The organism is Caballeronia sp. GAFFF1 (assembly GCF_023630705.1).
Taxonomy (GTDB): Bacteria; Pseudomonadota; Gammaproteobacteria; order Burkholderiales; family Burkholderiaceae; genus Caballeronia.
In genome coordinates, this window is record NZ_JALQEM010000036.1 from 101565 (window position 1) to 125701 (window position 24137).

Below are 24137 nucleotides of genomic sequence, written 5' to 3' on the forward strand. Positions count from 1 at the left end.
GGCGCGCTCCTCAGCCCTTGTTGCCGCGCACGGACTGAATCGCCGCGACGATGTTCTGATAGGCGCCGCAACGGCACAGATTGCCGCTCATGGCTTCGCGCACGGCTTCGTCGTCCGGGCCGATGGGTTCGTCCAGCAGCGCGACCGCCGACATCAACTGGCCGGCGGTGCAGTAGCCGCACTGATAGCCGTCGCATTCGACGAAGGCCGCCTGTAGCGGATGCAGCGCTTCCACTTCGCCGATGCCTTCGATGGTGGTGATCGCGTCGCCGTCGTGCGCGGCAGCGAGGCACAGACACGAGTTCACGCGGCGGCCGTTGACATGCACCGTGCATGCGCCGCATTGCCCGTGATCGCAGCCTTTTTTCGTGCCGGTCAGATGCAGATGCTCGCGCAATGCGTCGAGCAGCGTCGTGCGCGGATCGAGCGACAGCGTCATGCTGCGGCCGTTCACGGTAAGCGTGACGCTGGCGCTCGCATCGCTTGTCTTGGTCGATGGCGGCGTGAGCACTTCGGCCGGCGCGGCGTGCGTCGCGGACTCTGTTTCAGGAACGCCAGGCGGCGTGCGCGGCATGATGCGCGTGGCGTTCGATTGAGGGACGGGGTGTTGCATCGAGCATTCTCCTTTTCGACCGGCGCGGCGGCGCGTCCGGCCCCATGCAAATGGTTGCGGGCAGTGGCGCGACTTGCGGCAGTAAAGCGGCAGGAAGCGTCCAGACTGAAAAAGACGAAGAAGCGGCGACACATGCGGGGCGCGGCGAGCGCCCGCCAGTGCGGAGATGCGGCGCGAAACGGGTTTGCGCATGAAGGCGTCAGGACCGTTCCGGCTTTCGGTGTGATACGAGGCGACACTCAGTCAGTATAGGCAGACGCAGCGGATCTTTCACGATTCGTGCGCCGGGTACTTTGATCTCGGCTCGCGGCAGACTGCATCTCTGTACCGGGGATGGTAGCGTTCGCAGTGTCGCTTCACTGCCTTCACTACTGCCTATTTCCGCCCGATTCCGCCCGATGAACGAAAGCCTTTCCGTCACCGATGCCATCGCCACGCGCCGTTCGATCCGCGCGTTCTTGCCCGATCCTGTCGATCGCACGACGCTCGAAGCGATCTTCACGCACGCCTGCCGCGCGCCTTCGGGCAGCAACATCCAGCCGTGGAAGGTGTACGTGCTGACGGGCGACGTCAAAGCGGCGCTGTCGCAGGCGATACTCGACGTGTTCAACGATCCGGATGCCGACCGCGAGCACGAAGAAGAGTTTCCGTACTATCCGCGCACGTGGTCCTCGCCTTATCTCGAGCGCCGCCGCGCGCTCGGCATCGGTCTTTATACGCTGCTCGGCCTGACACGCGAAAACAAGCAAGGCATGCATGCGCAGATGGCGCGCAATTTCGAGTTCTTCGGCGCGCCCGTGGGCGTCATCTTCACGACGGATCGCACGATGGAGCGCGGTTCATGGCTCGACTACGGCATGTTCCTGCAGAACGTGATGTTGATGGCGCGCGCCTTCGGCCTCGATACGTGTCCGCAGGCGGCGTTCAACCGCTATCACCGCATCATTGCGGCGCACCTGAAACTGCCGGAGAACGAGACGGTGGTCTGCGGCATGAGCCTCGGTTATGCGGACTGGTCGCAGCCGGAGAATCAGTTGATTAGCGCGCGGGAGCCGCTGCACAACGTGCTGCGTTTCGTCGATTAGTCAGTGGGCCATGATGCCGCGAGCGAGAAGCGAAAGCGCGAGTTCGCCTAGCGTCACGAAGATGACGAGCACGACGATCACGGCGAGAAGACGCATGAGCAATTGCATTGCCTCGGCCTAAAAAAAAGGCCGCTTGCGCGGCCGGAAGGAGGGGTGGGTCGGTCGAATGCAGACTACGACCCGTTCCTTAATCGAGGCTTAAGCAATGCAATGCAGCGCGTTAGCGCAGCGCGTCGCTGTAGCGGTCGCGCAGCGGAAGAATCGTCACCAGCGCGACGGCGCTGCCGAAGATGACGTAATAGCAGATCGCGAGCGGATCGCCCGTCGTCATCGTGAGCCATTGGACGATAGCCGGCGCAAAGCCGCCGAAGATCATCACCGCGACGTTGTAGCTAACCGAGATGCCCGTCGAGCGGACGCTGGACGGCAGCAGTTCCGAGATGAACGCGGGATAGCAGCCCTGATACGCGCTGAGATAAACCATGAGCAACGCCTGGCAGCAGATCAGCGTCGGCAGGCTCGGATGCGCGGTCAGGAACGAGAAGATCGGGTAGGCGGTCACGAGCGACAGCGCGAGCGCGGTGGCCATCACCTTCTTGCGCCCGAGACGATCCGACAGTCTGCCGAAGACCGGGCAGCAGACGAGATAGACCAGCGCGCCGATGGTCGAGCTGATGAGGCCGTCGGTGAGCGCCATGTGCAGCACGCGCGTCGCGTGCGTCGGCAGGTATAACAAAAAGATATACGTGCCGATGGTGCCGAACACGGTCAGCCCCAGGCCGGCCAGCACGGGCAGCCAATGCTTCGTCGCCGTATCGCGGATAGGGCTCGCGCTGAGTTCGTTTTTCTGCGCCTTCTCGACGAAGACCGGCGATTCGTCCAGTTTCGAGCGCAAATAGAGACCTACCGGCACGATCAACAGGCCGATCACGAACGGCACGCGCCAGCCCCAGCTGCTGAGATGCTCGGGACTGAGCGTGCGCGTGAGCACTGCGCCGAAGAACGAACCCGCGAGGCTCGCGGCGGCCTGCGCGACCATCTGAAAACTGCCGAAGTAACCGCGCTTGTTCGCGGGCGCGTATTCGACGAGGAACGCCGTCGCGCAGCCCACTTCGCCGCCCGCGGAGAAACCCTGGATCAGGCGGCCGAGCAGCATCAGAAGCGGCGCGGCCACGCCGATGGCTGCATACGTCGGCGCAAATGCGATGATCGCGATACCGACGGCCATCAGCGAAATGGTGAGCGTGAGCGCCGACTTGCGCCCGACGCGATCGGCCACCGCGCCGAGCACCACGCCGCCGAGCGGCCGCGTGAGAAAGCCCACGCCGAAGGTCGCCCAGGTGGCGAGCAGCGAGATGGTCGGGCTGGTCGCCGGAAAATACAGCTTCGCGATGATGACCGCGAAGAAGCCGTACACCATAAAGTCGAACCATTCCAGCGCATTGCCGATGGTCGATACGACGATGGCGCGTCGCCCGGAAAGATTGACCGCGGTGTTTTCGCCGGCGGCGTGGGAAGCAGGTAGTACGGTGCTCATCGAGTGGACTCCGTGGCTTGGGGTCGAGTGTGGGGGTAAAAGCGCGGTGGCTCCCGGCTTCGTTGCGACGACATCCGCTTCAACCTGCTGAAACGACCCCACAAGAGTACGCTTCGCTGAAATAAGAAAATATAGAATTTCTAAACTGACACTCAAGGAAACCTGATTACAACGTCAGGTGCTTCCCTAATACCGAACGAGATCGCCACGAGCGCGCCACGAGATCGCCATGAGCAACATCCGTTTTTTGCGCACGTTCATCGCCGTGGCGCGCTACGGCTCGTTCGCCGCCGCCGCCGAGAAAGTCGCGCTGACGCAGGCGGCCGTCAGCATGCAGATGCAGTCGCTCGAAGACGACCTGAAACGGCCGCTGTTCGATCGCGTCGGGCGCACGAACCGGCTGACGAGCATCGGCAAGCAGGTCTTGCCGCAGGCGGAGCGGATCGTCGCGCTGTACGACAGCATGCGTCTCACCGGCCTCGACGATGAAATCGCCGGCTCCGTGTCGATAGGCGCGGTGGATTCGGCAATGGGCGCGCTCGCATCGGTGGTTACGGAGTTGAAAGGCCAGTACCCCCGGCTCGACGTGCGGCTTTTCACCGGCAAGGCGCTCGCGCTCGCGCCGCAAGTGGAAGCCGGCGAAATCGACGCGGCGGTGATCGTCGAAATGACCGGCAAGACGCCCGCGAGCCTAAGCTGGACGCCGCTCTACTCGGAGCCGCTAGTCGCTATCGGCTCGTCGGCGAGCAAGGGCGCCAGCGCAGCAGAGGTGCTCGCGAGCGCGCCGTTTCTGCGCTTCGACCGCGCGCAACGCACCGGCGCGTTGATCGACCGCGCGCTGCGGCACAACCGGCTCGCGGTGAACGAGTTCCTCGAACTGAATTCGCTGGAAGTGATTGTCGAACTCGTGCGGCAAGGCGCGGGCGTGTCGGTCGTGCCGCTGCTCGAGTACGGTTCGTGGGCAAGCGATCCCGCGCTCGCCGTGCTGCCGCTTGCGAAGAACACGCCGCGCCGCGTCGTCGGCATGCTGGAGCGGAAGATTCATGATCGGCACGCTGTCATGCGCGTGGTGCAGGACAGCATTCGCGCGCGCTCGCACGCCGCAGACACCGCGTGCAACCCATGAATTTTGCTTAAGTCACGGACAAGAAATATCAGCTTTCCCTGTGAATTACGGCCGTCGACAATGCCATATTCTTCATTCGACGCAAGAGGACAGCATGCCGATCATTTCCGATATCGCAGAGGCACAGGACGAACTCAAGGCCATTCGCCGCGACATTCACGCGCATCCCGAGCTTTGCTACGAAGAAGCCCGCACTGCCGATCTCGTTGCGAGCAAGCTCGAAAGCTGGGATATCGAAGTGACGCGCGGACTCGGCAAAACAGGCGTGGTCGGCGTGTTGAGGAAAGGCACGAGCCAGCGCGCGATCGGCCTGCGCGCGGACATGGACGCCTTGCCGATTCCCGAGCTCAACACGTTCGCGCACGCGTCGAAGCACGAGAACAAGATGCACGCGTGCGGGCACGACGGCCACACCGCGATGCTGCTCGGCGCGGCGCGCTATCTGGCGAAGCACCGCGACTTCGACGGCACCGTGGTCTTCATCTTCCAGCCTGCGGAAGAAGGCGGCGGCGGCGCGAAAGCGATGATCGACGATGGCCTCTTTAAGCAGTTCCCCGTCGATGCCGTGTTTGCGCTGCACAACTGGCCCGGCATGGCCGCAGGCAACTTCGGCGCACGCGTGGGTGCGACGCAGGCATCGAGCAACGAGTTCGAGATCCGCATCGAAGGCGTGGGCGCGCATGCCGCGATTCCGCACGATGGCGTCGACCCCGTCTTCACCGCGTTGCAGATCGGCACGGGCTTGCAGAGCATCGTCACGCGCAACAAGCGGCCCATCGACGCCGCCGTGCTCTCCATCACCAAGATGGAAGCGGGCCATGCGGTGAATGCCATTCCGACGACCGCGACGCTCGCCGGCACGGTGCGCACGTTCTCCGTCGAAGTGCTCGACCTGATCGAGACGCGCATGAAGGAGATCGTGACGGCGACGGCGGCGGCGTACCGATGCAAGGTCGAAGTGAACTTCGTGCGCAACTATCCGCCGACCGTGAACACGGAAGCCGAAACGCAGTTCGCGCTCGGCGTCATGCAGGAAGTCGCGGGCGCGGATCACGTGAACACGAACGTCGATCCGACGATGGGCGCCGAAGACTTCTCGTACATGCTCCTGGAACGTCCCGGTTGCTATGGATACATCGGCAACGGACTGGGCGCGCATCGCGAGCATGGGCACGGCATCGGCCCGTGCATGCTGCACAACAGCAGCTACGACTTCAACGACGAAGTCCTGACGCTCGGATCGACGTACTGGGTCAAGCTCGTCGAGAAGTACCTCGCGCGGAGCTGATCAACGTAGTTCCAGCCACATGGGCTGATGGTCCGATGACTGGCTCTGCTGATCCGCCTCGCAACCCACGATGCGCGGCGCAAGATCTTCGGTCACGAAGATGAAGTCGCACGCGAACGGACCGTCCGCCCATTGTTCGTGATCGTAGAGGCCGACCGTCGCGGCGCGCGGCTCGTTCGGATGCGCGTGAGACCAGGCATCGACGAAAGAGGGCGCATCGGACATCGGCTCCCGCATCGCGCGATACGCCGCGCCTTCGTAGGCGCTGTTGAAATCGCCGCAGACAATCGCCGACATGGGGCGCGCGGTATCGGCAAACGGGCTCGCGAGCGTCTCGGCCTTCGCCGGGCGGCGCGCATGCTCGCACGCCTCGCGATGCAACTCACGCAGCCGCGCGACCTGCGCGAGACGCTGCGTTTCCGAATAGAACTCCAGATGCGTGCTGATGACGCGCAGCGGCCCGACATCCGTCTCGATGACCGCTTCGAGCGCCACGCGCAGCATCGACGGCTTCGCCGGATCGGCAGGCCACGGCAGCGAATGACGCAGCACTTGCCGCACCGGCAAGCGGCTGACAATGGCGTTGCCGAACTGCCTGCGCGCGGTGCCTGAGCCTGCGGGCGGCAAGTCCGAGCCGATTCCTTCGATGACCGTCGCGCCCGGCATGAGGCTCGCCAGTTCCGCGAATTGATCCGCGCCGGGACCCCCCGCTAGCCCGCCCGCCTGCTGGCCTTCGTGGAAACCGCGCGTGACTTCCTGCAGGCAGAGCACGTCGAAATCGCACAGCGCTTTTGCTTCCGTGACGATCCTCGCCACATCGACGCGGCCGTCCACGCCGCGTCCCCATTGCATGTTCCAGTCGACCAGTCGCATGTCGTGTCTCCTTCGAACGATGGATCCGGCTCGCCCGATGCGCGTGACCGCAGCATCCAGTACGCCTGACGAAACGCTGAATTTCAGACTGTCTCATAAAAGCGCGACCTACAATTGCTGCAAACCAATAGGCAATCCTCACACTATGAAAACACGCATGAACAAGCGGTTGGCCGCATTGGCGCTGATGTCGTTTGCGGTGCTCTCGCATGCGCAGCCGGCGCCTTCGCTGACGCGCGAACAACAGGCGGGGCTCGACAAGCAGGATCACGACATCGCGCAAATGGCCGATGTCATTGTGAAGATGATCGATCAGAACAAGGCGGGCGAGGTGTGGGACGCGGGGTCGGCCGTCGCGAAAAAAGTGATCTCGCGCGAGGACTTCGTGAGCAAGGTCACGCGCGACCGCGCCGCGCTCGGCACGCCGGGCATGCGCATGCCGATGGGCGTCAAGCACCTGCATTTCGACGGCACCGGCAACATGCCCGCGGGCTGGTTCATGAGCGTTTCGTTCGATACGCAGTTCAGCCAGGCGCGACAGTCGGCGCGGGAAGTGGTGACGTTTATGCTGGATCCGGACAGGGTGTGGCGGTTCGTGGGGTATTCGGTGCGGTGACGGTTCGCCAGCCGCCCCTCACATATTCGTATAAGAAGCACACCACCCGCGCCCGGCCACCAGCTTTGCGCCGAACAGCGTGCAGCCGCCCCACGCATCGGTGGACTTGCCCTGAAACAGCGAGCAGTTCGCGCACGCCTGATCCGTCGCGTAGTTCGGGTACTTCGCCTTGTCCACTTTCGCGGCATCTTCCTTGTAGCCGACGGCAATGGCCGCGGGATCGGTTTCGCTCAGATGCGGCGCGTCGGCGCGGGCTCGCGTGAGCCAGAGCGATGCGCCCGCGCCCGTCGTCAGAATCAGGAAGTGTCGGCGAGAGGTGGTCATAGCAAGCGAAAGTGAGGAAGGGCGATCAAGCATCTCGCACGATACGCCGACTCGCGCCGCGCCGCACGCGCGGTTCGCGAACGCGCGATCGTTTTTCTCCGGTCGCGACAACGCCGCTCAACCTTCGCGCGCGCCTGCCGTTATTCCACCCAGAACGGCAAACGTACAACACTCAACGCAGCGCCGCTGCGACCTAACTTCGAAGGAGAACGACGATGACTGAAGCAGACTGGATGATGGCAGGCGTGTACCTGTTCGATTTCGTGGCTGGCGCGCTCCTTCTGAGCGCGCTCGCGCGACGCAGCCTGAGCCGGCAAAGCCAGCGCGGCCGTTAAGCGCGCCGCGAAACCGGGCGCCGGGACACGGCGTCCGGCAACGAACCGCCGCGTTACTTGAAGAGCTTGACTGCCTGCGCGAGGGTGTTGGTGATGCCCCACGCGAGCGGAATCAGCACGTAGAGCCAGAAAAGCAGCAACAGGGCCTTGTTCGACGAGCCGCCCTCGTATCGATCGTTCATGCGGGTCTCCTTGTGGGTCTCGTTGATTCAGCCGGCCGTGGCCGCCGTGTCCATGTGATGTCTCTCATCCACGCGCTTGATGAGAAGGTTGCATACGAAACCGATCACGAGCAGCGCCGCCATGATGTGCAGCGTCATCGTGTAAGCATCCGACTTCGGGACGCCGCGCGCCACTTCGTAGGCGCGGATGTAGTTCACGAGCACCGGACCCGCGATGCCCGCCGCTGCCCACGCGGTCAATAGACGCCCGTGAATGCCGCCGACGAACGCCGTGCCGAACATGTCCGCGAGGTAAGCCGGAATCGTGGCGAAGCCGCCGCCGTACATGGAGAGAATCACGCCGTACGCGAGCACGAATAGCGCGATGTTGCCGGCCTGCGCGAACTGCGGCACGAGAAAGTAGAGCACCGCGCCGAGCGCGAAGAACACGAAGTAGGTGTTCTTGCGGCCGATCCAGTCCGACGCCGACGCCCACACGAAGCGTCCGCCCATGTTGAAGAGCGACAGGAGGCCGACGAAGCCGGCCGCCGCGCCCGCCGTGATCGACGACTTGAAGCTCTCCTGGATCATTACCGAGGCTTGACCGAGCACGCCGATGCCCGCCGTCACGTTCAGAAAGAGCACGAGCCACAGCAGATAGAACTGCGGCGTCTTGAGCGCCTGATCGATGTGCACGTGATTCTTCGTGATCATCTTGTTCGCAGTGGCAGGCGGCGTCCAGCCGGCCGGCTTCCAGTCCGCGGGTGGGATGCGGATTGCCAGCGCGCCGATGGTCATCGAGATGAAGTAGAGCACGCCCAGCACCACGAAGGTCTCAGCCACGCCCACGCTCGTCGCGCTCTTGAAGTAGTTCATGAGAGCGACCGAGCCGGGCGCGGCGATCATCGCGCCGCCGCCGAAGCCCATGATCGCCATGCCTGTAGCCATGCCGCGCCGGTCGGGAAACCAGCGAATGAGCGTCGATACGGGCGACACATAGCCGAGCCCCAGGCCGATGCCGCCGATCACGCCATAGCCGAGGTAAAGCAGCACGATCTGATGCAGGTACACGCCGAGCGCGGACACGAGAAAGCCGCCGCCGAAACAGCAGGCCGCGGTAAACATGGTGCGGCGCGGACCGACTTTCTCCAGCCACTTTCCCGCGAACGCCGCCGACAACCCGAGAAACACGATGGCGAGCGAGAAGATCCAGCCGAGCGTCGTGAGCGACCAATCGTCGGGCGCGGACTGCGTGATGCCGACCACGCGCGTCAACGGCGCATTGAAGACGGAGAACGCATACGCCTGCCCGATGCAGAGATGCACGGCGAGCGCCGCGGGCGGGACCATCCAGCGCGAGAAGCCGGGCCGGGCGATGGTCGCTTCCTTGGAAAAGAAGCCATGCGGGCCGTGCGCGGCCCCTTGCTTGATGGTGCTGTTCATCGTGGTCTCCGTGGCGCGCCGGTCGCGAGACATCTAGCGTGGCGCGCTCGTCTTTACTTTGTCGTGGGCTGTGCACGGTACGACGCACCACTGTCCGTTCCGGAAAAGATGCGATGGAACGACATATAGGCGCGACATTCCGTCACGGCTGCGCATGACGTTAGACAAGAGCGATGCGCTTTGCAATATGAACCGGGCCGCCATAAGCGTTTGCCCCAACCCGCATGTGGACACGCGTGAGACGTCACCAGCGCGGCGGTCGCTTCTCGATGAACGCCTGCGTGCCTTCGAGCGCGGACTCGTCCATCATGTTGCAGGCCATCGTCTCGGCGGCGAGCGCGTACGCGGCTTCGATGCCTGATTCGAGCTGCCGGTAGAAAAGCAGCTTGCCCGCCGCGACGGCTTCGCGCGGCTTGCGTGCGATGCTCGCTGCAAGCGCGCGCACGGCGTCATCGAGTTCGTTCGGCGACGCGACGCGATTCACGAGGCCACGCTCGCATGCGGTCCGCGCATCGATGAAGTCGCCGGTGACGAGCATCTCGAACGCGGCCTTGCGCGAGACGTTGCGCGAGAGCGGCACGCTCGGCGTCGCGCAGAAAAGCCCCAGATTCACGCCGGATACCGCGAAGCGCGCTTCGTCGGATGCGACCGCGAGATCGCACATCGCGACGAGCTGACAGCCCGCCGCCGTCGCAATGCCATGCACCCGCGCAATGACCGGCTGCGGCATGCGCTGAATCGTCATCATCATGCGCGAGCAGCGTGCGAAAAGCTTGCGATAGTAGGAAAGCGACGGCGTTGCGCGCATTTCCTTCAGATCGTGGCCCGCGCAGAACGCGCGCCCCGCGCCCGCGATGACGACCACGCGCGCGTCGGATCGAGCGATGCGATTTAGTTCGGTGTCCAATGCATCGAGCATGGACTCGGAGAGCGCATTGAACGCACTCGGGCGGTTCATCGTGACCGACACCGCGCCTTCTACGCCATATGCGTCGTGTTCGACGTGGACGAGTGTTTCCGTATCGCTCATGGCGTGGGCTCCATCAAACGTCGATTGCCGCGACCGAGCCCGCGCGCTTGCGCAGTTCGAACTTCTGAATCTTGCCGGTAGACGTTTTCGGCAACTCGCAGAACTCGATTGCACGCGGCACCTTGAAGCCCGCGAGCAGCGTCTTGCAGTGTGCGATCAACTCTTCGGCGCTCGCCTCTGCGCCGGCCTTCAGTTCGACGAATGCGCAGGGCGTCTCGCCCCAGCGCGCATCCGGTTTGGCGACGACCGCGACGGCGAGCACGGCGGGATGCCGATAAAGCGCGTCCTCCACTTCGATGCTCGATATATTCTCGCCGCCCGAGATGATGATGTCCTTGCTGCGATCCTTGATGCGCACATAGCCGTCCGGATACGCGACGGCCAGATCGCCGGTATGAAACCAGCCGCCTCGGAACGCTTCTTCGGTCGCGCTCGCGTTCTTCAGATAGCCTTTCATCGTGATGTTGCCGCGAAACATGATCTCGCCGATGCTTTCGCCGTCAGCGGGAACCGGCTCCATCGTCAGCGGATCGCGCACGCTGACCGCATCCTGCAAGTGGTATCGCACGCCCTGACGCGCATTGAGCTTCGCGCGTTCGCCGATATCGAGCGCGCTCCATTCGGCCTGTTGCGCGCAGACGGTCGCGGGTCCGTAGACTTCGGTGAGACCGTACACATGCGTCAGTTCGAAGCCGAGCCGCTCCATGCCTTCGATCATCGCGGCGGGCGGCGCGGCGCCCGCGACCATCGCGTGAACCTTCTGCGTGATGCCGGCCTTCATGTCGTCCGGCGCATTGACGAGCAGGTTCTGCACAATGGGCGCGCCGCAATAATGCGTGACGCGCTCGCTGCGGATCAGATCGAAGATCGTCCTGGCGTCGATCTTGCGCAGACACACGTTGACGCCCGCGCGCGCGGCCACCGTCCACGGAAAGCACCATCCGTTGCAATGGAACATCGGCAACGTCCAGAGATACACCGCATGCTTGGGCATGTCCCATTCGAGGATATTGCTCACCGCATTCGTGTAAGCGCCGCGATGGTGATAAACGACGCCCTTCGGATTGCCGGTGGTCCCCGACGTGTAGTTCAGGCAGATGGCGTTCCACTCGTCCGACGGCGGCAGCCATTCATACGCCGCGTCGCCACTTGCGAGCAGCGTCTCATAGTCGGTTTCGCCGATGCGTTCGCCTTCGCCGGCGTACTGCGGGTCATCGACATCGATCACGATCAGCGGTTGCGGCACGTCCGCGAGCGCCTTCTTCACGACCGCCGAGAACTCGCGATCCACGATGACCGCCTTCGCTTCGCCGTGCGTCAGCATGAAGGCGAGCGTCGGGGCATCGAGGCGCGTGTTGAGCGTGTTGAGCACGGCGCCCGTCATCGGCACGCCGAAGTGCGCTTCGACCATCTCGGGCGTGTTCGGCAGCATGGCCGCCACCGTATCGCCCAAGCCGATGCCGCGCGAAGCCAACGCCGATGCGAGACGTCGCGTGCGCGCGTAGGTCTCGGCCCATGTGCGACGCACATCGCCATGCACGACCGCGAGCCGCGTCGGATAGACGGATGCCGCGCGTTCGATGAACGTGAGCGGCGTCAGCGCCGCGAAGTTGGCGGCGGTCCTGGGAAGGCCTTCGTCGTATTTGCCGGCGTTCATGATCGTCGTCCTCGTGCGGATGCGGCGGTTATCAAGCCAGATCGTCGAGCTTCACTTCGAAGCCGCGCTGCACGCCATCACGCGCGAACAGCGCTTCGTACCAACGCTTCACGTTGGGGTAATCGTCGAGCGACACTTGATGGCGCTCGTGCCGCCACGCCCAGCCGAGTATCGCGAAGTCGGCTACGGACAGCGCGCCCGCGACGTACTCCACTTCGCCGAGCCGCTTGTCGAGCACGCCGTACAGCCGGCGCGTTTCGTCGGAATAGCGTTTGAGGCCATAACGCCGGTCGCTTTCCGCTTCGACCATGCGAAAGTGATGCACCTGTCCCGGCATCGGGCCGAAGCCGCCCATCTGCCACATCAGCCATTCGAGCACCGGCACGCGCTCGCGCAGGCTCGCGGGCAGGAACTTGCCGGTCTTCTCGCCGAGATACAGCAGGATGGCGCCGGATTCGAACACGCTGATTGGCTGGCCGTCGGGACCGTCCGGATCGACGATGGCGGGAATGCGATTGTTCGGGCTGATGCGCAGAAAGTCGGGCGCGTGCTGTTCGCCCTTGGTGATGTTCACGGTTCTGACCGTATAGGGCAGTTGCGTCTCTTCGAGCGCGACGCTGATCTTGCGTCCGTTCGGCGTGTTCCACGTATGCAGTTCGATAGTCATGGCGGTACGGTCCAGGGTGTGATTCGCAGTCAGGTCAATTCGGACGCGACATAGCGCTGAAAGCCCGCGCGCGCCGACTGCTGTGCGTACCAGCGTTCGAGATCGGGCAGCGACGGCCGCGCGAGTTCCGCGATGCCGTACCAGCGCCGCGCATACGCCGCGATGACGAGATCGGCCAGCGAGAAGGTGCCGCCTTCGAGAGAGTCGCGGCCCTTCAGATGCGCATCGATCATGCGCCAGAGTTTTTCCAGTTCAGTGGCATCGGCTTCGAGCTGCTTGACGTGGCGCTTGGCTTCGGGCGTTCGAATATAGCCCCAGAAAACGGGGCGTTCGGCGGGCTGAAGCGTGGAGAGCGTCCAGTCGAGCCAGCGGTCCACGCTCGCCCGGACTTTGGGATCGGCGGGATAGAGCGCATCGTCGCTGCCATATTGCATGACCAGATAGCGGATGATCGAATTCGATTCCCACAGCACGAAGTCGCCATCGACGAGCGTGGGTATGCGGCCCGTCGGGTTCATCGCCAGATAGCCGGGCTCGTGATTACGGCCGAACTGCATGCCGGCGTCGATGCGCTCGTAGTCCAGACCCAACTCGTCGCAACACCACAGCACCTTCTGCACGTTGACCGAATTCGCTCGGCCCCAGATGGTCAGCATCGGACATTGCCTCCGTCGAAGTATTCGTAGCGACAAGCATAGCGTCTAACGATGACGCGCTGTGCTTTGCCGCTTTGCAGCATGACATGCGCGAGAAGTGTCTATCGTAACTACCGATTCAGCGCGTATTGAGCGAATGCTACTGTTGTGCGCGCATCCTTAACAGCTGCACGTATCCGGATGACGTCGGTCCATAACGATCAAAGCGCAGTTCCTGCATGGGCCAGAGAAAGCGCGTTCGAGCGCCGCTCTGGACGACAAGGAGACGAGACATGTCCAGGTGCAAGACGTGGCGACTGCATGGCTTCATGGCGACCGGCGCCATGATGACGGGCCTGGGCTTGATCGCGACGGCTCATGCGGCGGGGGAGCCGCTCAAGATAGGCGTGATCAGCGAGGAATCGTCGGTGGCGGGCGCGTCGATCAGCAAGTCCGCGCAGATGGCCGCCGACGAGATCAACGCGCACGGCGGCGTGGATGGCCGCAAGATCGAGATCGTCGCCTACGACGACCACTCTTCCGCGTCCGACGGCGTGCGCGCGTTCCAGCGCGCGGCGAATCAGGACAAGGTGGTCGCGATCATCGGCAGCTATATCAGCGAAGTGGCGCTCGCCATGGAGCCGTGGTCTGCGCGCCTCAAGATGCCGTTCATCACGCCGGGAGCGGCGAGCAACGAGATATCGAAGCACGTCCACGACGACTACGAGCACTACAAGTACACATTCCACGGCTGGATGACCTCCGCGTTCATCGCGCAATCCATCTGCGACTTCTCGCACGATATCCTCGTCGGCCAGTTCAAGATGAAGACGACCGTGGTGATGAGCGAAGACGCCGCGTGGACCAAGCCGCTCGACGAACGCTATCTGGAGTGTCTGCCGAAGGCGGGGCTTCAGGTGCTGGACCACATTCGCTTCAATCCGGATACGTCGGACTTCACGCCCATCTTCAACCAGATCGAGGCGAAGCATCCGGATACGATCACGACCGGCATCAGTCACGTCGGCGTGCAGCCGACCGTGCAATGGCACGATCAGCAAGTACCCATTCCGATGACGGGCCAAAGCTCGCAAGCCACGACGACGAGCTTCTGGAAGGACACCAATGGCGCGACCGAAGGTGTGATTACCGCATCGGCGGCGGCGCCGGGCGTCGCGGTCACGCCGAAGACGGTGCCGTTCGTCGACGCGTATCAGAAGAAGTTCGGCGTTTCGCCGGCGTATGACGGCTTCACGAGTTACGACCTCGTCTATATCCTCGCGGATGCCATTCATCGCAATCAGGGTTCGACGGATCCCGACAAGATGGTCGATGCGCTCGAAAAGACGGACTACGTGGGCACCATCGGGCGCTGGCAGTTCTACGGCAAGAACGATCAGTTCACGCATGCGCTGAAGTACGGCCCGGGCTATATCACCGGCATCAATCTGCAATGGCAGGACGGCAAGCAGGTGGCGATCTGGCCGGCGTCCATCGCGAACGCGAAGGTCAAGTTCCCGGCTTTCGTCAAGGTGCAGCAGGCGGCGAAGTAGGGCATTGCCGGATGCATGGGCGCGCGGGCGCTTCGTATGAGATGAACGCCCGCATCCATACGCGTGTTCACATCGAAGGCCGGGTATGCTGCCACTGCAGATTCTCATCGACGGTTTCGCCATCAGCTCGCTCTATGCGCTCGGCGCGATAGGCTTCACGCTCATCTTCGGCGTGTCCGGCGTGCTCAATCTCGCGCATGGCGGCGTGATGCTCGTCGCCGCGCTGCTCGGCTGGATGTTCGCAGGCGAGGCGGGCCTCGGCACCTATCTCGGCACGCTGCTCGGCGTCGCATGCGGGATGGTCGCCGCCTACATCACCTATCTGATGGTGGTGCGGCCCATTCAGCGTTCCGCCGCCATACCGCGCGAGGAGAAGGAAATCTTCGTGCTCACCGGCACGCTGCTCTGGGGCATCATGATCCAGCAGGGCATGGCGTATCTCTTTACCGACAACCCGATCACGATGCGCCCGCTCATCGGCGGCGTGCTGAGCATCGCGGGCGTGCGCGTGCCCTACAACGAGATCATGATCGCAGTGGTGTGCTGGGTCGTGATCGGTCTACTGTGGCTCTTCGTCAATCGCACGCGGGCGGGCAAGGCGCTGCTTGCCGCGTCGATGAACCCGCGCGGCCTCACGCTGCTCGGCTTCGAACTGTCGCGCATCTATCTGCTTGCGTGGACCATCTACGGCGTGCTGGCGGGCATCGCAGGCGTGCTGCTGGCATCGTTTCTCGGCGTGAGCACGAACAATACGGGGCAGCTCACGGCGAGCGCGTTTTCCATCGTGGTGCTGGGCGGGCTCGGCAGCGTGTCGGGGTCGCTCATGGCGGCGTATGTCGTCGGCTATCTGGAGACGGTCACGGCTTATCTGATCGCGCCGACGCTGCGGCCCTTGCCCGCGTTGCTGCTGCTGGTGCTCGTCGTCTATGTCCGGCCGCAAGGCTTCCTCGGGCGGCGTTAGCCGGAGCACGCACATGAACAACGTCAATCGCCTGTTCCGTTCGCGCGTGCTGTGGGCCGCGGTGCTGCTTGCCGTCATCGCGACGACTTTGCCGTGGTGGCTGTCCGGCTACATTCTCGGCGTGCTGACGGTCGCGTATTACTTCGGCGTCTTCGCGATGTCGTGGGACCTGCTCTTCGGCTTCGCGGGCGAAGTCAATTTCGGTCCGACGTTCCTGATCGGCCTCGGCGCGTATTCCGCCGCGATGCTCAACGCGCACTGGAGCGCGCCGATTCCGGTATGCGTGATCGCGGGCGGTCTTGTCGCGCTGATCGGCGGGCTGCTGCTCGCCGTCCCCGCGCTGCGCCTTCGCGGTCCTTATTTCGGGCTCGTCACGCTGGTGGCCGTGCTGCTGTTGCAGAACGCGATCGTCATCTTCGCGGGTCTCACCGGCGGCGAGATCGGCATGATGGTGCCCGATGTGATGTCGGTCGATGCGAACCACAACTACTGGATCGCGCTCGCGTTCCTCATCGTGTGCGCGATTCTTTTGTTCGGCTTGTCGCGTTCGGCGATCGGCTTGATCTTGCAGGCGAGCGGACAGGACACCGTCGGCGCGCAGGCGCTCGGCTTCAACGTGACGAAGCACAAGCTCGCGGCCTTCTGCATCAGCGCGGTGTTCTCGGGCGTCGCGGGCGCGATGCTCGTGTTCTATCAGGGCACGGCTTCGGTGAGCACGGTGGTCGATCTCGGCGTGGGCGTGCAGATCATCATCGCGGCCGTGCTAGGCGGCCGGCGCACGATACTCGGCGCGGTGCTCGGCTCCATCTTCCTGATCGTCGCGGGCGAGTTCCTGCGACCGCTCGGGCAGATCAACACGTTCGTGGTCGCGGCGGTCGCGCTCGCGGTCATTCTGTTCTTTCCGGACGGACTGCTCGGCAACCTGCTGCGCGTGAGGGAGCGCGAATGAACGAAACGCCTCTGCTTTCCGTGCGCGGACTCACCAAGCGCTTCGGCGGACTCGTCGCGGTGAAGGACATCGGCTTCGACATCCGTCCCGGCGAGATACTCGGCCTGATCGGGCCGAACGGCTCCGGCAAGTCGACCGTGATGAAGCTCATCATGGGCATCGAGCGTCCCAATGCGGGATCGGTGAAAGTCGGCGGCGTCGAGATGGCCGGGTGGCTGCCGCATCGCATTGCAAGGGCGGGCGTCGGTATCGTGTTTCAGCATTCGCGGCCGCTGCATCGTCAGACGGTGCTGGAGCACATCAAGCTCGCGCTCTTGCCGGATTCGCTTCTCAAGCTCGCGGCCGATCCGCACGTCAACACGCGTGCGCGCGAAATCGCCGAGCGCGTCGGCCTCGGCGCGGTGATGCATCGCCATCCCGCGACGCTGCCGTTCGCCGATCTGCGCCGCATGGAAATGGCGAAGGCGATTGCGCGCGATCCGAAAGTCGTGCTCGTCGATGAGCCTTTCGCCGGTCTCACGCAAGCGGAATCGCAGGCGTTTTCCGAGCTGATTCGCGGCTTTCGCGCGGAGGGGCGCGCGGTGCTGCTCGTCGATCACAACGTGAAGAGTCTCGCGGCGCTCGCGGATCGCGTGCTCGCCATGTATCTCGGCGAGTACGTCGCGGAAGGCTCGGCGGCCGACGTGATGCGCAACGAAACCGTGCGGCGCGTCTACCTCGGCGGCAAGATCGAAGCGCGCGAACGCACGTCGGAGGTATCCAGCACGAAGGCGCCGATTCTCGAAGTCGAGGACGTGGGCGTGCTTTACGGCAAGGCGCGCGCGCTCGACGGCGTAAGTCTTCATGTTCGCGAAGGCGAGTTCGTGTCGGTGGTCGGCCTCAACGGCGCGGGCAAGACCACGCTTTTCAACGCGATCTGCGGGCTCGTGCCATCGAGCGGCACCATCCGCTTCGGCGCACAGCCGCTCAAGGGCATGAGCGGCGCGGCGATTGCGCGGGCGGGCATCGTGCAATGTCCGGAAACGCGCGAGCTTTTCGGCGACATGACCGTGCGCGAGAACCTCGATCTCGGCGGCTATCATCTGGCGAGCACGGCGCGCGACGAGCAACTCGCCTGGCTCTTCGAGCTCTTTCCGATTCTCGAATCGCGGCAGTCGCAAACGGCGCGCACGCTGTCAGGCGGCGAGCAGCAGATGCTCGCCATCGCAAGGGCGCTGATGATGCAGCCGAAGCTCCTGATTCTCGACGAACCGACGCTCGGTCTTGCGCCGGTGATTCTGGAGCAGCTATCGAAGGCGCTCGACAAGCTGCAGAAGACCACGCCCATTACCGTGCTCCTCGGCGAGCAGAACGTGACCTTCGCGCTGCCGCACGCGGACCGCGTGTATGTGCTGGAACATGCGCGCATCGTGTGGGAGGGCAGTCCCGCGCGTTTCGAGCAGGAGATGGGCGAAGGCTTTCTGGATGCCGCGCCGTCCGGCGCGGACCGCCCCGTGCGAGCCTGAATCTCGTGCGACAAGCGTTGCGCAAAACACCACAAAGAGCGCTTCCGTTTGCATCAATCCGTGCACTGCGATATCTGGTGTGATAAAAGTCCGCGTGCTTTTTTTCGGGCGCGCGCTGGCTGTGCGCCGAAAACGAGCGCATCACATCGATAGAAATAGACGCAGACGACACCCATGAAGACGATCACCTCGCGCGCGGCAAGCGCGTTCGCCGCATCGGCCATTGCATTGGCCTGCCAGTCCGCTTTCGCGCAAAGCTCGGTCACGCTGTACGGCGTCGCCGACGTCAGCGTGCGCTATCTTACGAACGCCAACGCCAACAACGACGGCAAGGTATTCATGACCAACGGCGCCGTCACCAATAGCCGCTTCGGGCTGAAAGGCACCGAAGAACTGGGCGGCGGCCTGAAGGCGGTCTTTCGGCTGGAAAGCGGCGTGGAACTGCAAAACGGCCAGTACTCGGACAGCCAGCGGGAATTCAACCGCGCGGCCTACGTGGGCCTTGCGAACCAGTACGGCGCGGTGACGCTCGGCCGCCAGAAGACGCCGCTCTTCGACATGCTCGGCGATGTCTACGACCCGCTCACCGTCGGCAACTACTTCGAGAACGCGTGGCTGCCGGTCGCGCTCGGCGCGGGCCTCTATGCGGATAACGCGGTGAAGTACACCGGCACGTTCGGCGGCCTCACGCTCGGCGCGATGTACTCGTTCGGCACCAACTCCACGGCGACGGGCGCAGGCGGCTTCTCCGGTCAGGTGCCGGGCCATATGGGCGCCGGCAACATGTACGGCTTCACGGCGTCGTACACGGTCGGGCCGCTTTCCATCGACGGCGGCTATCAGCAGAACAGCGACAACGCGAGCAACAAGCAGAAGATCTGGAACGCCAACGTGGTCTATGCCATCGGACCGGCGAAAGTGTACGTCGGCTATCTGCATTCGACCGATGACACGGGCTTCGTGGACAGCGTGCTCGCGCAGCGCAATCTGGTCGCGGGCGTCGATATTCTCAAGGGCTCGGGGCGCCGCGACGACGGCCCGTTCGGCGGCGTTACGTGGCAAGTGACGCCCGCGCTGCTGCTCACCGGCGCGTTCTACTACGACCACATGAAGAACGCGGCCATCGGCGGCGGCGCGACGGGCAGCGGCAATCGCTACACGGGCGTCGCGCTCGCGGAGTACGCGCTTTCCAAGCGCACGGAAGTGTATGGCACTGTGGACTTCAACAAGGTCACGGGCGCGGGCGTGGTCGAACTTCCGGGCCGGTCGAACCAGACGGGCGTATCGGTCGGACTGCGCAACCTGTTCTGACGCGCCGGGCGCGGGTGCGGATTTTGCGTCTCCGGCATCAAAAACCGGAGACGACCATGCCCGATACGGCACACCATGACCCTTGCAGGCTCGGTGTCGCGTTCATCGACGCGCAATTGATGACGCTCTACACGCACGCCGGCCTGCTCGCCGACTGGATCGACCACGGCGAGCGCGCGCCGGACTTAAGCGCGGTCGCGCGGCTCGTCGCGCAGCGCCATGCGCGGCCGGAAGCGCACACGCACAGCGAAGACGGCATGCCGATGAAGCACGAGCCGTCAGACGACGTTCCCGCGTGGCCAACATTCGAAGACGCGCGAGCGCGCACGGCGTTCGCGCTGCATGTGCCCTGCACGAACGCGATCCTCGCGGTGGCAGATTTCTTCGATGTGCACCGGCTGTCGAATTCACGTACCCCCGAAGTTCAGTTCCTCATGCGTCTGCGCGATGCGGCGGTGAACGGGAACCGCTTTCATATCGCCGAGAACGAGTACATGCCGCATGCGGCGTACGGCGGTCTCATCATCGACAAGACACTGGACGGCAAGCCTCTGATGAGCGAAGGCGCGCAAGAAGGCTTTATCGCGTTCGGCGATGTAGTCGGACTGCTTCGCTATTTGCGCAAGCTCCTGACGAGCATGCAGTCGGTGATCAGTTCGGGCGATGCGGGTTGAAAGCGAAAGCGGCCGCTGACCCTACGTGGTCAGCGGCCGCCTTGCTCAGCGCTCGATCGACTCCGGCTTACTCCGCCGATTTCTTGTGATGTTTGTGATGCTTATGCGTCTTGCTGTAAGCGGGGCGCTTCTGGTTGGCCGGATATTCGGCCGCAGCGAACGACAGCGTAGGCGCAGCGAACGCCGCGAGCACGAACAGAACGAGAGTCTTTTTAACGGCAGTTTTCATCGGAAGCTCGCAGAATAAAAGTGGTGGACGGCGGAGCGGCGAACGGTCGTTTGCCGGCATCGCACGTCACAGGTCACATGGAGAACTACGGAACTGCGCTCGGCAGTGTACCTGCGCAAAAAGACAGCGTGCCACGTCGATGTGACGCTGTTGCGAATTTGCCCGTGCCCGGCCGTTCGTGCTTCGCCGCGCTTGTCTGGAAGCGCGCTTCATGCGTTGGGGCCGTCGGGCAACTTGCGCTGCCACGCGACCACGATCGCGCTTCCGACGATCAGCACGATGCCCGTGAGCGACAGCGGCGCGATGACTTCTCCCCACACCGCATAGCCGAACAACGCGGCCCACACGATGCTCGTGTAGTTGAACGGCGCCAGCGCGCCGGCATCCGCGCGGCGATACGCGACCGTACACAGCAATTGCCCGGCGGTGGCGAACACGCCGATCAGCGCCATGACGCCGAGCGCGTGCAGCGTGGGCGTCTTCCAGTCGAACGCGAGCGTGCAGCCGGTCACGACCGTGCCGACAGCCGAGAAGAAAAAGACCGTGGTGCGTGAATCGTCCGTGGCGCGAATCCGCTTGATCTGAATGAGCGACAGCGCGCCGAAGAACGCGCAGCAGAGCAGCAACGGGGGCCCGAGCCAGTTCGATTCGCCGCCGCCGGGACGCACCACGAGCAGCACGCCGACGAAGCCCGCGAATGCGGCGCATGCGCCGCGCGGCGTCATCTTTTCGCGCAGCAGGAAAGGCGCAAGCACGACCACGATCAACGTCTCCGAATAGGCAATCGCGACCGCTTCGCCAAGCGGCATGTACGGTAGGCCGGCGAAGAAGAACGCCGACGCGCCGAGGAGCGTCAGCGCGCGCACGGTCTGGCCTTTGAGGTCGAGCGTCCGGATGCGTTCGCCGAGCGACCGCGTGCCGGTGCAGCACATCGCGAACGCGGGCACGAGGCCGAAGAACATGCGGAAGAACGTCACTTCGTTGGCCGGATACTGTAGCGCGACGATCTTCGCGAGCGCATCGACGATGGCGAAGCAGAACATCGACGCAAGAATGCAGCCGATGCTCGCAAGCGGAAGGTGGCCGCTGCGTGCGGCGATGGAAGTGGTCATGTCGGTTCGACGTCTTGGGGCTTGCCCTTGCTTCGCGACCTGCGCGGTTTCGGCTCCACGCCGATGCGCGCATCCCGCGCGAGAACGAGTGCCGTCAGGTGTTGCGCTACCGTCTCAAAGTCCGGATGTTCCTGCGCCACATAGAGCCATTTCCCGAGCACCGGATGCGGCTCTAGCGCGGGGATGGCATCGACGAGCGCGGCGTGCCGTTCCTGCGACGTGCATACGAGCAAGCCGTTCCACGGCTTCCCGCGGTCCGCCGCGACGAGACACAGCATGCCGTCGAGATACGCGGCGTCGCATCCGAACATGCGTTTGCGGATGAACGTGGCGTCGCGCTCGAACGGTTCGAAGATCCAGGCGAGCGAATTGCGAATGGAAGCGGGCATGTGCGAGATCGTCCTGTAGCCGCAAGATTCTCGCACGGCTTTACGCGCTTTCGATGACGCAGCGCGCCTACGGCCGCGCGGCCACTTCGTCGAGATGCGCGAGCAGATCCGCCGGGTCTTCGTAGACGCGCAATGCGCCCGCGCGTTCGAGTTCGTCGCTGCCATAACCGCCCGACAAGAGACCGACGCCGAGCGAACGGCAGCGGCGCGCGGCCAGCATGTCCCAGATGCTGTCGCCGACGACCACCGTATGCTCGATCGGCACGTTCAGCCGCTCCGCTGCGGCAATGAACAGATCAGGATCGGGCTTCGCGTACTTCACGTCGTCGCGCGTGACAACGACCTGCTTCGACGCATCCACGCCGAGCGCCTCCAGATTCATCGCTGCGGTCTCCATGCGGCCGCTCGTCGCGATGGCCCAGCGCGTGCCGGCTTCGGTCAGCGCGGCGAGCAGTTCGCGCGCGCCCGGCAGCGGGCAGACCTGCGCGCGCAGCCGCTGATACGCCTCGGCATGCAGCCGCCGCAGATGGTCGACCCGCTCCGCGCTGATTTCGCCGTGCGTCTCACGCAGCAACTGGTTGGTGAAGAGCCCGCCGCTCATGCCGATCTTGCGATGAATGCGCCACACCGACAGGTCGATGCCTTCCGCATCCAGCGCTTCTTTCCACGCCAGCACGTGCTGATACACGCTGTCGACGAGCGTGCCGTCGAGGTCGAAGAGAAACGACGTTTCGATTCGCATGGTGTTCTCCCTGGATGAAACACCATCATACGCATCGATTGCGGCTCGCGTTCGCGCGCAACGTCATCAATGCGATAATCGAACTTCGCAACGAAAGACCGCAAACGCGCGCGAAAACCGCATCGCCCGCGCGGATCACGCTTAGATAACGCATGACGGAGCCTACATTGAGCCGCATCGACAATCCCGCCCGCGACCAGGAAGCCGGCGTGGCCGACTCCACGCAAGACACCACCCGCATCGACGACACGCGCATCGGCGCAGTGCGTCCGCTGATCTCGCCCGCGCTCCTGCTCGACGAACTGCCGGTCACGCCCGCCGTGCAGACGCTCGTCGAGGCGAGCCGCGCCGCGATCGCCGACATTCTGCACGGCCGCGACGACCGCCTCGTGGTCGTGGTCGGCCCGTGCTCGATTCACGACCACGGCCAGGCGATGGACTACGCGCGGCGTCTCAAGACCGTGGCCGAGCGCCTGCGCGACGACCTGTTCATCGTCATGCGCGTGTACTTCGAGAAGCCGCGCACGACGGTCGGCTGGAAAGGCTATATCAACGATCCGCGCCTGGACGGCAGCTTTCGCATCAACGAAGGGCTGCGCCGGGCGCGCGAGCTTCTGCTCGATCTGAGCGGCCTCGGCTTGCCCACGGCGACCGAGTTCCTCGACCTGCTGAGTCCGCAATACATCGCGGATCTGATCGCGTGGGGCGCCATCGGCGCGCGCACGACGGAAAGCCAGAGCCATCGGCAGCTTGCGTCGGGGCTGTCGTGTCCGATCGGCTTCAAGAACGGCACGGACGGCGGCGTTCAGGTCGCGGCGGATGCCATCGTCGCGGCGCGGGCGAGCCATGCGTTCATGGGCATGACGAAGATGGGCATGGCGGCCATCTTCGAGACGCGCGGCAACGACGACTGCCATGTGATTCTGCGCGGCGGCAAGAAAGGCCCGAATTACGATGCCGAGAGCGTGGCCGCGAGTTGCGCCGCGCTCGCCGCGCTCGGCCAGCGCGAACAGGTGATGATCGACTGCTCGCATGCGAACTCGAACAAGTCGCATCTGCGTCAGGTGGATGTCGCGCAGGACATCGCGCGTCAACTGTCGGCGGGCGAGAAGCGCATCACGGGCGTGATGATCGAGAGCCATCTCGAAGAAGGGCGGCAGGACCTGAAGCCCGGCGTGCCGCTCAGGCACGGCGTCTCGATCACGGACGCCTGCCTCGGCTGGACGCAGACCGAGCCCGTGCTCGAATTGCTCGCCACGGCCGTGGGCGCCCGCCGCGCGCGCCAGACAGCGCAGTAAGGACATGGGCGCACCCGCGCGGTG

The 24137-nt window shown here is 64.1% G+C and carries 25 protein-coding genes; 11 read left to right on the plus strand and 14 right to left on the minus strand.

The features are described from left to right. Positions 1–10 precede the first annotated feature (10 nt). Positions 11–613: a (2Fe-2S)-binding protein gene (locus NCR37_RS21445; RefSeq protein WP_250474836.1), complete on the minus strand. Its 603-nt coding sequence runs from the start codon at positions 611–613 to the stop codon at positions 11–13. A gap of 398 nt (positions 614–1011) precedes the next feature. Here NCR37_RS21445 and NCR37_RS21450 point away from each other — a divergent pair, with 398 nt between their 5' ends. Then, positions 1012–1698 carry a nitroreductase gene (locus tag NCR37_RS21450; protein ID WP_250474837.1) on the plus strand — a complete coding sequence of 229 codons (687 nt, stop codon included), beginning with the start codon at positions 1012–1014 and terminating at the stop codon, positions 1696–1698. A gap of 220 nt (positions 1699–1918) precedes the next feature. Here the strand turns inward: NCR37_RS21450 and NCR37_RS21455 are convergent, their stop codons facing one another. Continuing rightward, positions 1919–3235 (minus strand): MFS transporter, encoded by a 1317-nt coding sequence (locus tag NCR37_RS21455; RefSeq protein ID WP_250474838.1) that lies wholly within the window; start codon positions 3233–3235, stop codon positions 1919–1921. A 229-nt stretch (positions 3236–3464) separates the two neighbouring features. Between NCR37_RS21455 and NCR37_RS21460 the strand changes: the two genes are divergently transcribed. Both NCR37_RS21460 and NCR37_RS21465 read left to right on the plus strand, forming a co-directional pair. Further along, positions 3465–4361 (plus strand): LysR substrate-binding domain-containing protein, encoded by an 897-nt coding sequence (locus NCR37_RS21460; protein ID WP_250474839.1) that lies wholly within the window; start codon positions 3465–3467, stop codon positions 4359–4361. Positions 4362–4455: 94 nt separating this feature from the next. Further along, a complete protein-coding gene (locus NCR37_RS21465; RefSeq protein ID WP_250474840.1) occupies positions 4456–5649 on the plus strand; it encodes a M20 aminoacylase family protein in 1194 nt (397 codons plus the stop codon). On the opposite strand, the gene NCR37_RS21470 is transcribed toward NCR37_RS21465, so the two are convergent. Next, a complete protein-coding gene (locus NCR37_RS21470) occupies positions 5650–6522 on the minus strand; it encodes an endonuclease/exonuclease/phosphatase family protein (protein ID WP_250474841.1) in 873 nt (290 codons plus the stop codon). It abuts the gene before it with no gap. A gap of 157 nt (positions 6523–6679) precedes the next feature. On the opposite strand from NCR37_RS21470, the gene NCR37_RS21475 reads away from it, so the two are divergent. Beyond that, positions 6680–7138, plus strand: a complete 459-nt coding sequence (locus NCR37_RS21475; protein ID WP_250474842.1) for a DUF4019 domain-containing protein — start codon at positions 6680–6682, stop codon at positions 7136–7138. 18 nt (positions 7139–7156) lie between these two features. Here NCR37_RS21475 and NCR37_RS21480 read toward each other — a convergent pair whose 3' ends face one another. The 7 genes from NCR37_RS21480 to NCR37_RS21510 form a co-directional block, all read right to left on the minus strand. Next, on the minus strand, positions 7157–7462 hold the full coding sequence (locus NCR37_RS21480) for a high-potential iron-sulfur protein (protein ID WP_250474843.1): 306 nt from the start codon (positions 7460–7462) through the stop codon (positions 7157–7159). A 388-nt stretch (positions 7463–7850) separates the two neighbouring features. Continuing rightward, complete coding sequence (locus NCR37_RS21485; protein WP_159834252.1) at positions 7851–7979, minus strand: MFS transporter small subunit; 129 nt, start codon at positions 7977–7979, stop codon at positions 7851–7853. Between the two features lie 27 nt (positions 7980–8006). Next, positions 8007–9401, minus strand: coding sequence for an L-lactate MFS transporter (locus NCR37_RS21490; RefSeq protein ID WP_250474844.1), 1395 nt, complete (start codon positions 9399–9401; stop codon positions 8007–8009). 244 nt (positions 9402–9645) lie between these two features. Then, positions 9646–10431 carry an enoyl-CoA hydratase gene (locus tag NCR37_RS21495; protein WP_250474845.1) on the minus strand — a complete coding sequence of 262 codons (786 nt, stop codon included), beginning with the start codon at positions 10429–10431 and terminating at the stop codon, positions 9646–9648. Positions 10432–10444: 13 nt separating this feature from the next. Beyond that, on the minus strand, positions 10445–12088 hold the full coding sequence (locus NCR37_RS21500; RefSeq protein WP_250474846.1) for an acyl-CoA synthetase: 1644 nt from the start codon (positions 12086–12088) through the stop codon (positions 10445–10447). Between the two features lie 31 nt (positions 12089–12119). Beyond that, positions 12120–12755, minus strand: coding sequence for a glutathione S-transferase family protein (locus NCR37_RS21505; RefSeq protein WP_250474847.1), 636 nt, complete (start codon positions 12753–12755; stop codon positions 12120–12122). Between the two features lie 29 nt (positions 12756–12784). Beyond that, the gene (locus NCR37_RS21510) at positions 12785–13411 is read right to left on the minus strand and encodes a glutathione S-transferase family protein (protein ID WP_250474848.1); all 627 of its coding nucleotides are present in this window, start codon (positions 13409–13411) and stop codon (positions 12785–12787) included. Positions 13412–13683: 272 nt separating this feature from the next. Between NCR37_RS21510 and NCR37_RS21515 the strand changes: the two genes are divergently transcribed. The 6 genes from NCR37_RS21515 (at position 13684) to NCR37_RS21540 (ending at position 20343) form a co-directional block, all read left to right on the plus strand. Beyond that, complete coding sequence (locus NCR37_RS21515) at positions 13684–14943, plus strand: ABC transporter substrate-binding protein (RefSeq protein ID WP_250474849.1); 1260 nt, start codon at positions 13684–13686, stop codon at positions 14941–14943. 85 nt (positions 14944–15028) lie between these two features. Next, positions 15029–15904 carry a branched-chain amino acid ABC transporter permease gene (locus NCR37_RS21520; protein WP_248324621.1) on the plus strand — a complete coding sequence of 292 codons (876 nt, stop codon included), beginning with the start codon at positions 15029–15031 and terminating at the stop codon, positions 15902–15904. Between the two features lie 13 nt (positions 15905–15917). Continuing rightward, positions 15918–16853, plus strand: a complete 936-nt coding sequence (locus tag NCR37_RS21525; protein WP_250474850.1) for a branched-chain amino acid ABC transporter permease — start codon at positions 15918–15920, stop codon at positions 16851–16853. Continuing rightward, positions 16850–18358 (plus strand): ATP-binding cassette domain-containing protein, encoded by a 1509-nt coding sequence (locus NCR37_RS21530; protein ID WP_250474851.1) that lies wholly within the window; start codon positions 16850–16852, stop codon positions 18356–18358. Before NCR37_RS21525 ends, NCR37_RS21530 begins: the two co-directional genes overlap by 4 nt. 174 nt (positions 18359–18532) lie before the next feature. Then, positions 18533–19669 (plus strand): porin, encoded by a 1137-nt coding sequence (locus tag NCR37_RS21535; RefSeq protein ID WP_250474852.1) that lies wholly within the window; start codon positions 18533–18535, stop codon positions 19667–19669. 56 nt (positions 19670–19725) lie between these two features. Next, entirely contained in the window at positions 19726–20343 is a 618-nt protein-coding gene (locus NCR37_RS21540) for a hypothetical protein (protein WP_250474853.1), read from the plus strand. Between the two features lie 67 nt (positions 20344–20410). On the opposite strand, the gene NCR37_RS21545 is transcribed toward NCR37_RS21540, so the two are convergent. From NCR37_RS21545 to NCR37_RS21560, 4 genes are all read right to left on the minus strand, one after another. After that, on the minus strand, positions 20411–20572 hold the full coding sequence (locus NCR37_RS21545; RefSeq protein ID WP_175945321.1) for a hypothetical protein: 162 nt from the start codon (positions 20570–20572) through the stop codon (positions 20411–20413). Positions 20573–20781: 209 nt separating this feature from the next. After that, positions 20782–21684 (minus strand): DMT family transporter, encoded by a 903-nt coding sequence (locus NCR37_RS21550; protein ID WP_250474854.1) that lies wholly within the window; start codon positions 21682–21684, stop codon positions 20782–20784. Beyond that, entirely contained in the window at positions 21681–22073 is a 393-nt protein-coding gene (locus NCR37_RS21555) for a hypothetical protein (protein ID WP_250474855.1), read from the minus strand. Before NCR37_RS21555 ends, NCR37_RS21550 begins: the two co-directional genes overlap by 4 nt. A gap of 67 nt (positions 22074–22140) precedes the next feature. Then, positions 22141–22815 carry an HAD family hydrolase gene (locus NCR37_RS21560; protein ID WP_250474856.1) on the minus strand — a complete coding sequence of 225 codons (675 nt, stop codon included), beginning with the start codon at positions 22813–22815 and terminating at the stop codon, positions 22141–22143. Between the two features lie 167 nt (positions 22816–22982). On the opposite strand from NCR37_RS21560, the gene NCR37_RS21565 reads away from it, so the two are divergent. Continuing rightward, positions 22983–24113, plus strand: a complete 1131-nt coding sequence (locus NCR37_RS21565) for a 3-deoxy-7-phosphoheptulonate synthase (protein WP_250474857.1) — start codon at positions 22983–22985, stop codon at positions 24111–24113. The last annotated feature ends 24 nt before the right edge of the window (positions 24114–24137 follow it).

Coding starts and splice junctions, on each gene's coding strand:
- NCR37_RS21510 (WP_250474848.1), bottom strand. CDS start 13,411: ATGCTGACCATCTGGGGCCGAGCGAATTCGGTCAACGTGCAGAAGGTG.
- NCR37_RS21480 (WP_250474843.1), bottom strand. CDS start 7,462: ATGACCACCTCTCGCCGACACTTCCTGATTCTGACGACGGGCGCGGGC.
- NCR37_RS21530 (WP_250474851.1), top strand. CDS start 16,850: ATGAACGAAACGCCTCTGCTTTCCGTGCGCGGACTCACCAAGCGCTTC.
- NCR37_RS21520 (WP_248324621.1), top strand. CDS start 15,029: ATGCTGCCACTGCAGATTCTCATCGACGGTTTCGCCATCAGCTCGCTC.
- NCR37_RS21555 (WP_250474855.1), bottom strand. CDS start 22,073: ATGCCCGCTTCCATTCGCAATTCGCTCGCCTGGATCTTCGAACCGTTC.
- NCR37_RS21455 (WP_250474838.1), bottom strand. CDS start 3,235: ATGAGCACCGTACTACCTGCTTCCCACGCCGCCGGCGAAAACACCGCG.
- NCR37_RS21470 (WP_250474841.1), bottom strand. CDS start 6,522: ATGCGACTGGTCGACTGGAACATGCAATGGGGACGCGGCGTGGACGGC.
- NCR37_RS21495 (WP_250474845.1), bottom strand. CDS start 10,431: ATGAGCGATACGGAAACACTCGTCCACGTCGAACACGACGCATATGGC.
- NCR37_RS21540 (WP_250474853.1), top strand. CDS start 19,726: ATGCCCGATACGGCACACCATGACCCTTGCAGGCTCGGTGTCGCGTTC.
- NCR37_RS21525 (WP_250474850.1), top strand. CDS start 15,918: ATGAACAACGTCAATCGCCTGTTCCGTTCGCGCGTGCTGTGGGCCGCG.
- NCR37_RS21545 (WP_175945321.1), bottom strand. CDS start 20,572: ATGAAAACTGCCGTTAAAAAGACTCTCGTTCTGTTCGTGCTCGCGGCG.
- NCR37_RS21475 (WP_250474842.1), top strand. CDS start 6,680: ATGAACAAGCGGTTGGCCGCATTGGCGCTGATGTCGTTTGCGGTGCTC.
- NCR37_RS21460 (WP_250474839.1), top strand. CDS start 3,465: ATGAGCAACATCCGTTTTTTGCGCACGTTCATCGCCGTGGCGCGCTAC.
- NCR37_RS21505 (WP_250474847.1), bottom strand. CDS start 12,755: ATGACTATCGAACTGCATACGTGGAACACGCCGAACGGACGCAAGATC.
- NCR37_RS21490 (WP_250474844.1), bottom strand. CDS start 9,401: ATGAACAGCACCATCAAGCAAGGGGCCGCGCACGGCCCGCATGGCTTC.
- NCR37_RS21560 (WP_250474856.1), bottom strand. CDS start 22,815: ATGCGAATCGAAACGTCGTTTCTCTTCGACCTCGACGGCACGCTCGTC.
- NCR37_RS21550 (WP_250474854.1), bottom strand. CDS start 21,684: ATGACCACTTCCATCGCCGCACGCAGCGGCCACCTTCCGCTTGCGAGC.
- NCR37_RS21535 (WP_250474852.1), top strand. CDS start 18,533: ATGAAGACGATCACCTCGCGCGCGGCAAGCGCGTTCGCCGCATCGGCC.
- NCR37_RS21445 (WP_250474836.1), bottom strand. CDS start 613: ATGCAACACCCCGTCCCTCAATCGAACGCCACGCGCATCATGCCGCGC.
- NCR37_RS21500 (WP_250474846.1), bottom strand. CDS start 12,088: ATGAACGCCGGCAAATACGACGAAGGCCTTCCCAGGACCGCCGCCAAC.
- NCR37_RS21485 (WP_159834252.1), bottom strand. CDS start 7,979: ATGAACGATCGATACGAGGGCGGCTCGTCGAACAAGGCCCTGTTGCTG.
- NCR37_RS21515 (WP_250474849.1), top strand. CDS start 13,684: ATGTCCAGGTGCAAGACGTGGCGACTGCATGGCTTCATGGCGACCGGC.
- NCR37_RS21465 (WP_250474840.1), top strand. CDS start 4,456: ATGCCGATCATTTCCGATATCGCAGAGGCACAGGACGAACTCAAGGCC.
- NCR37_RS21450 (WP_250474837.1), top strand. CDS start 1,012: ATGAACGAAAGCCTTTCCGTCACCGATGCCATCGCCACGCGCCGTTCG.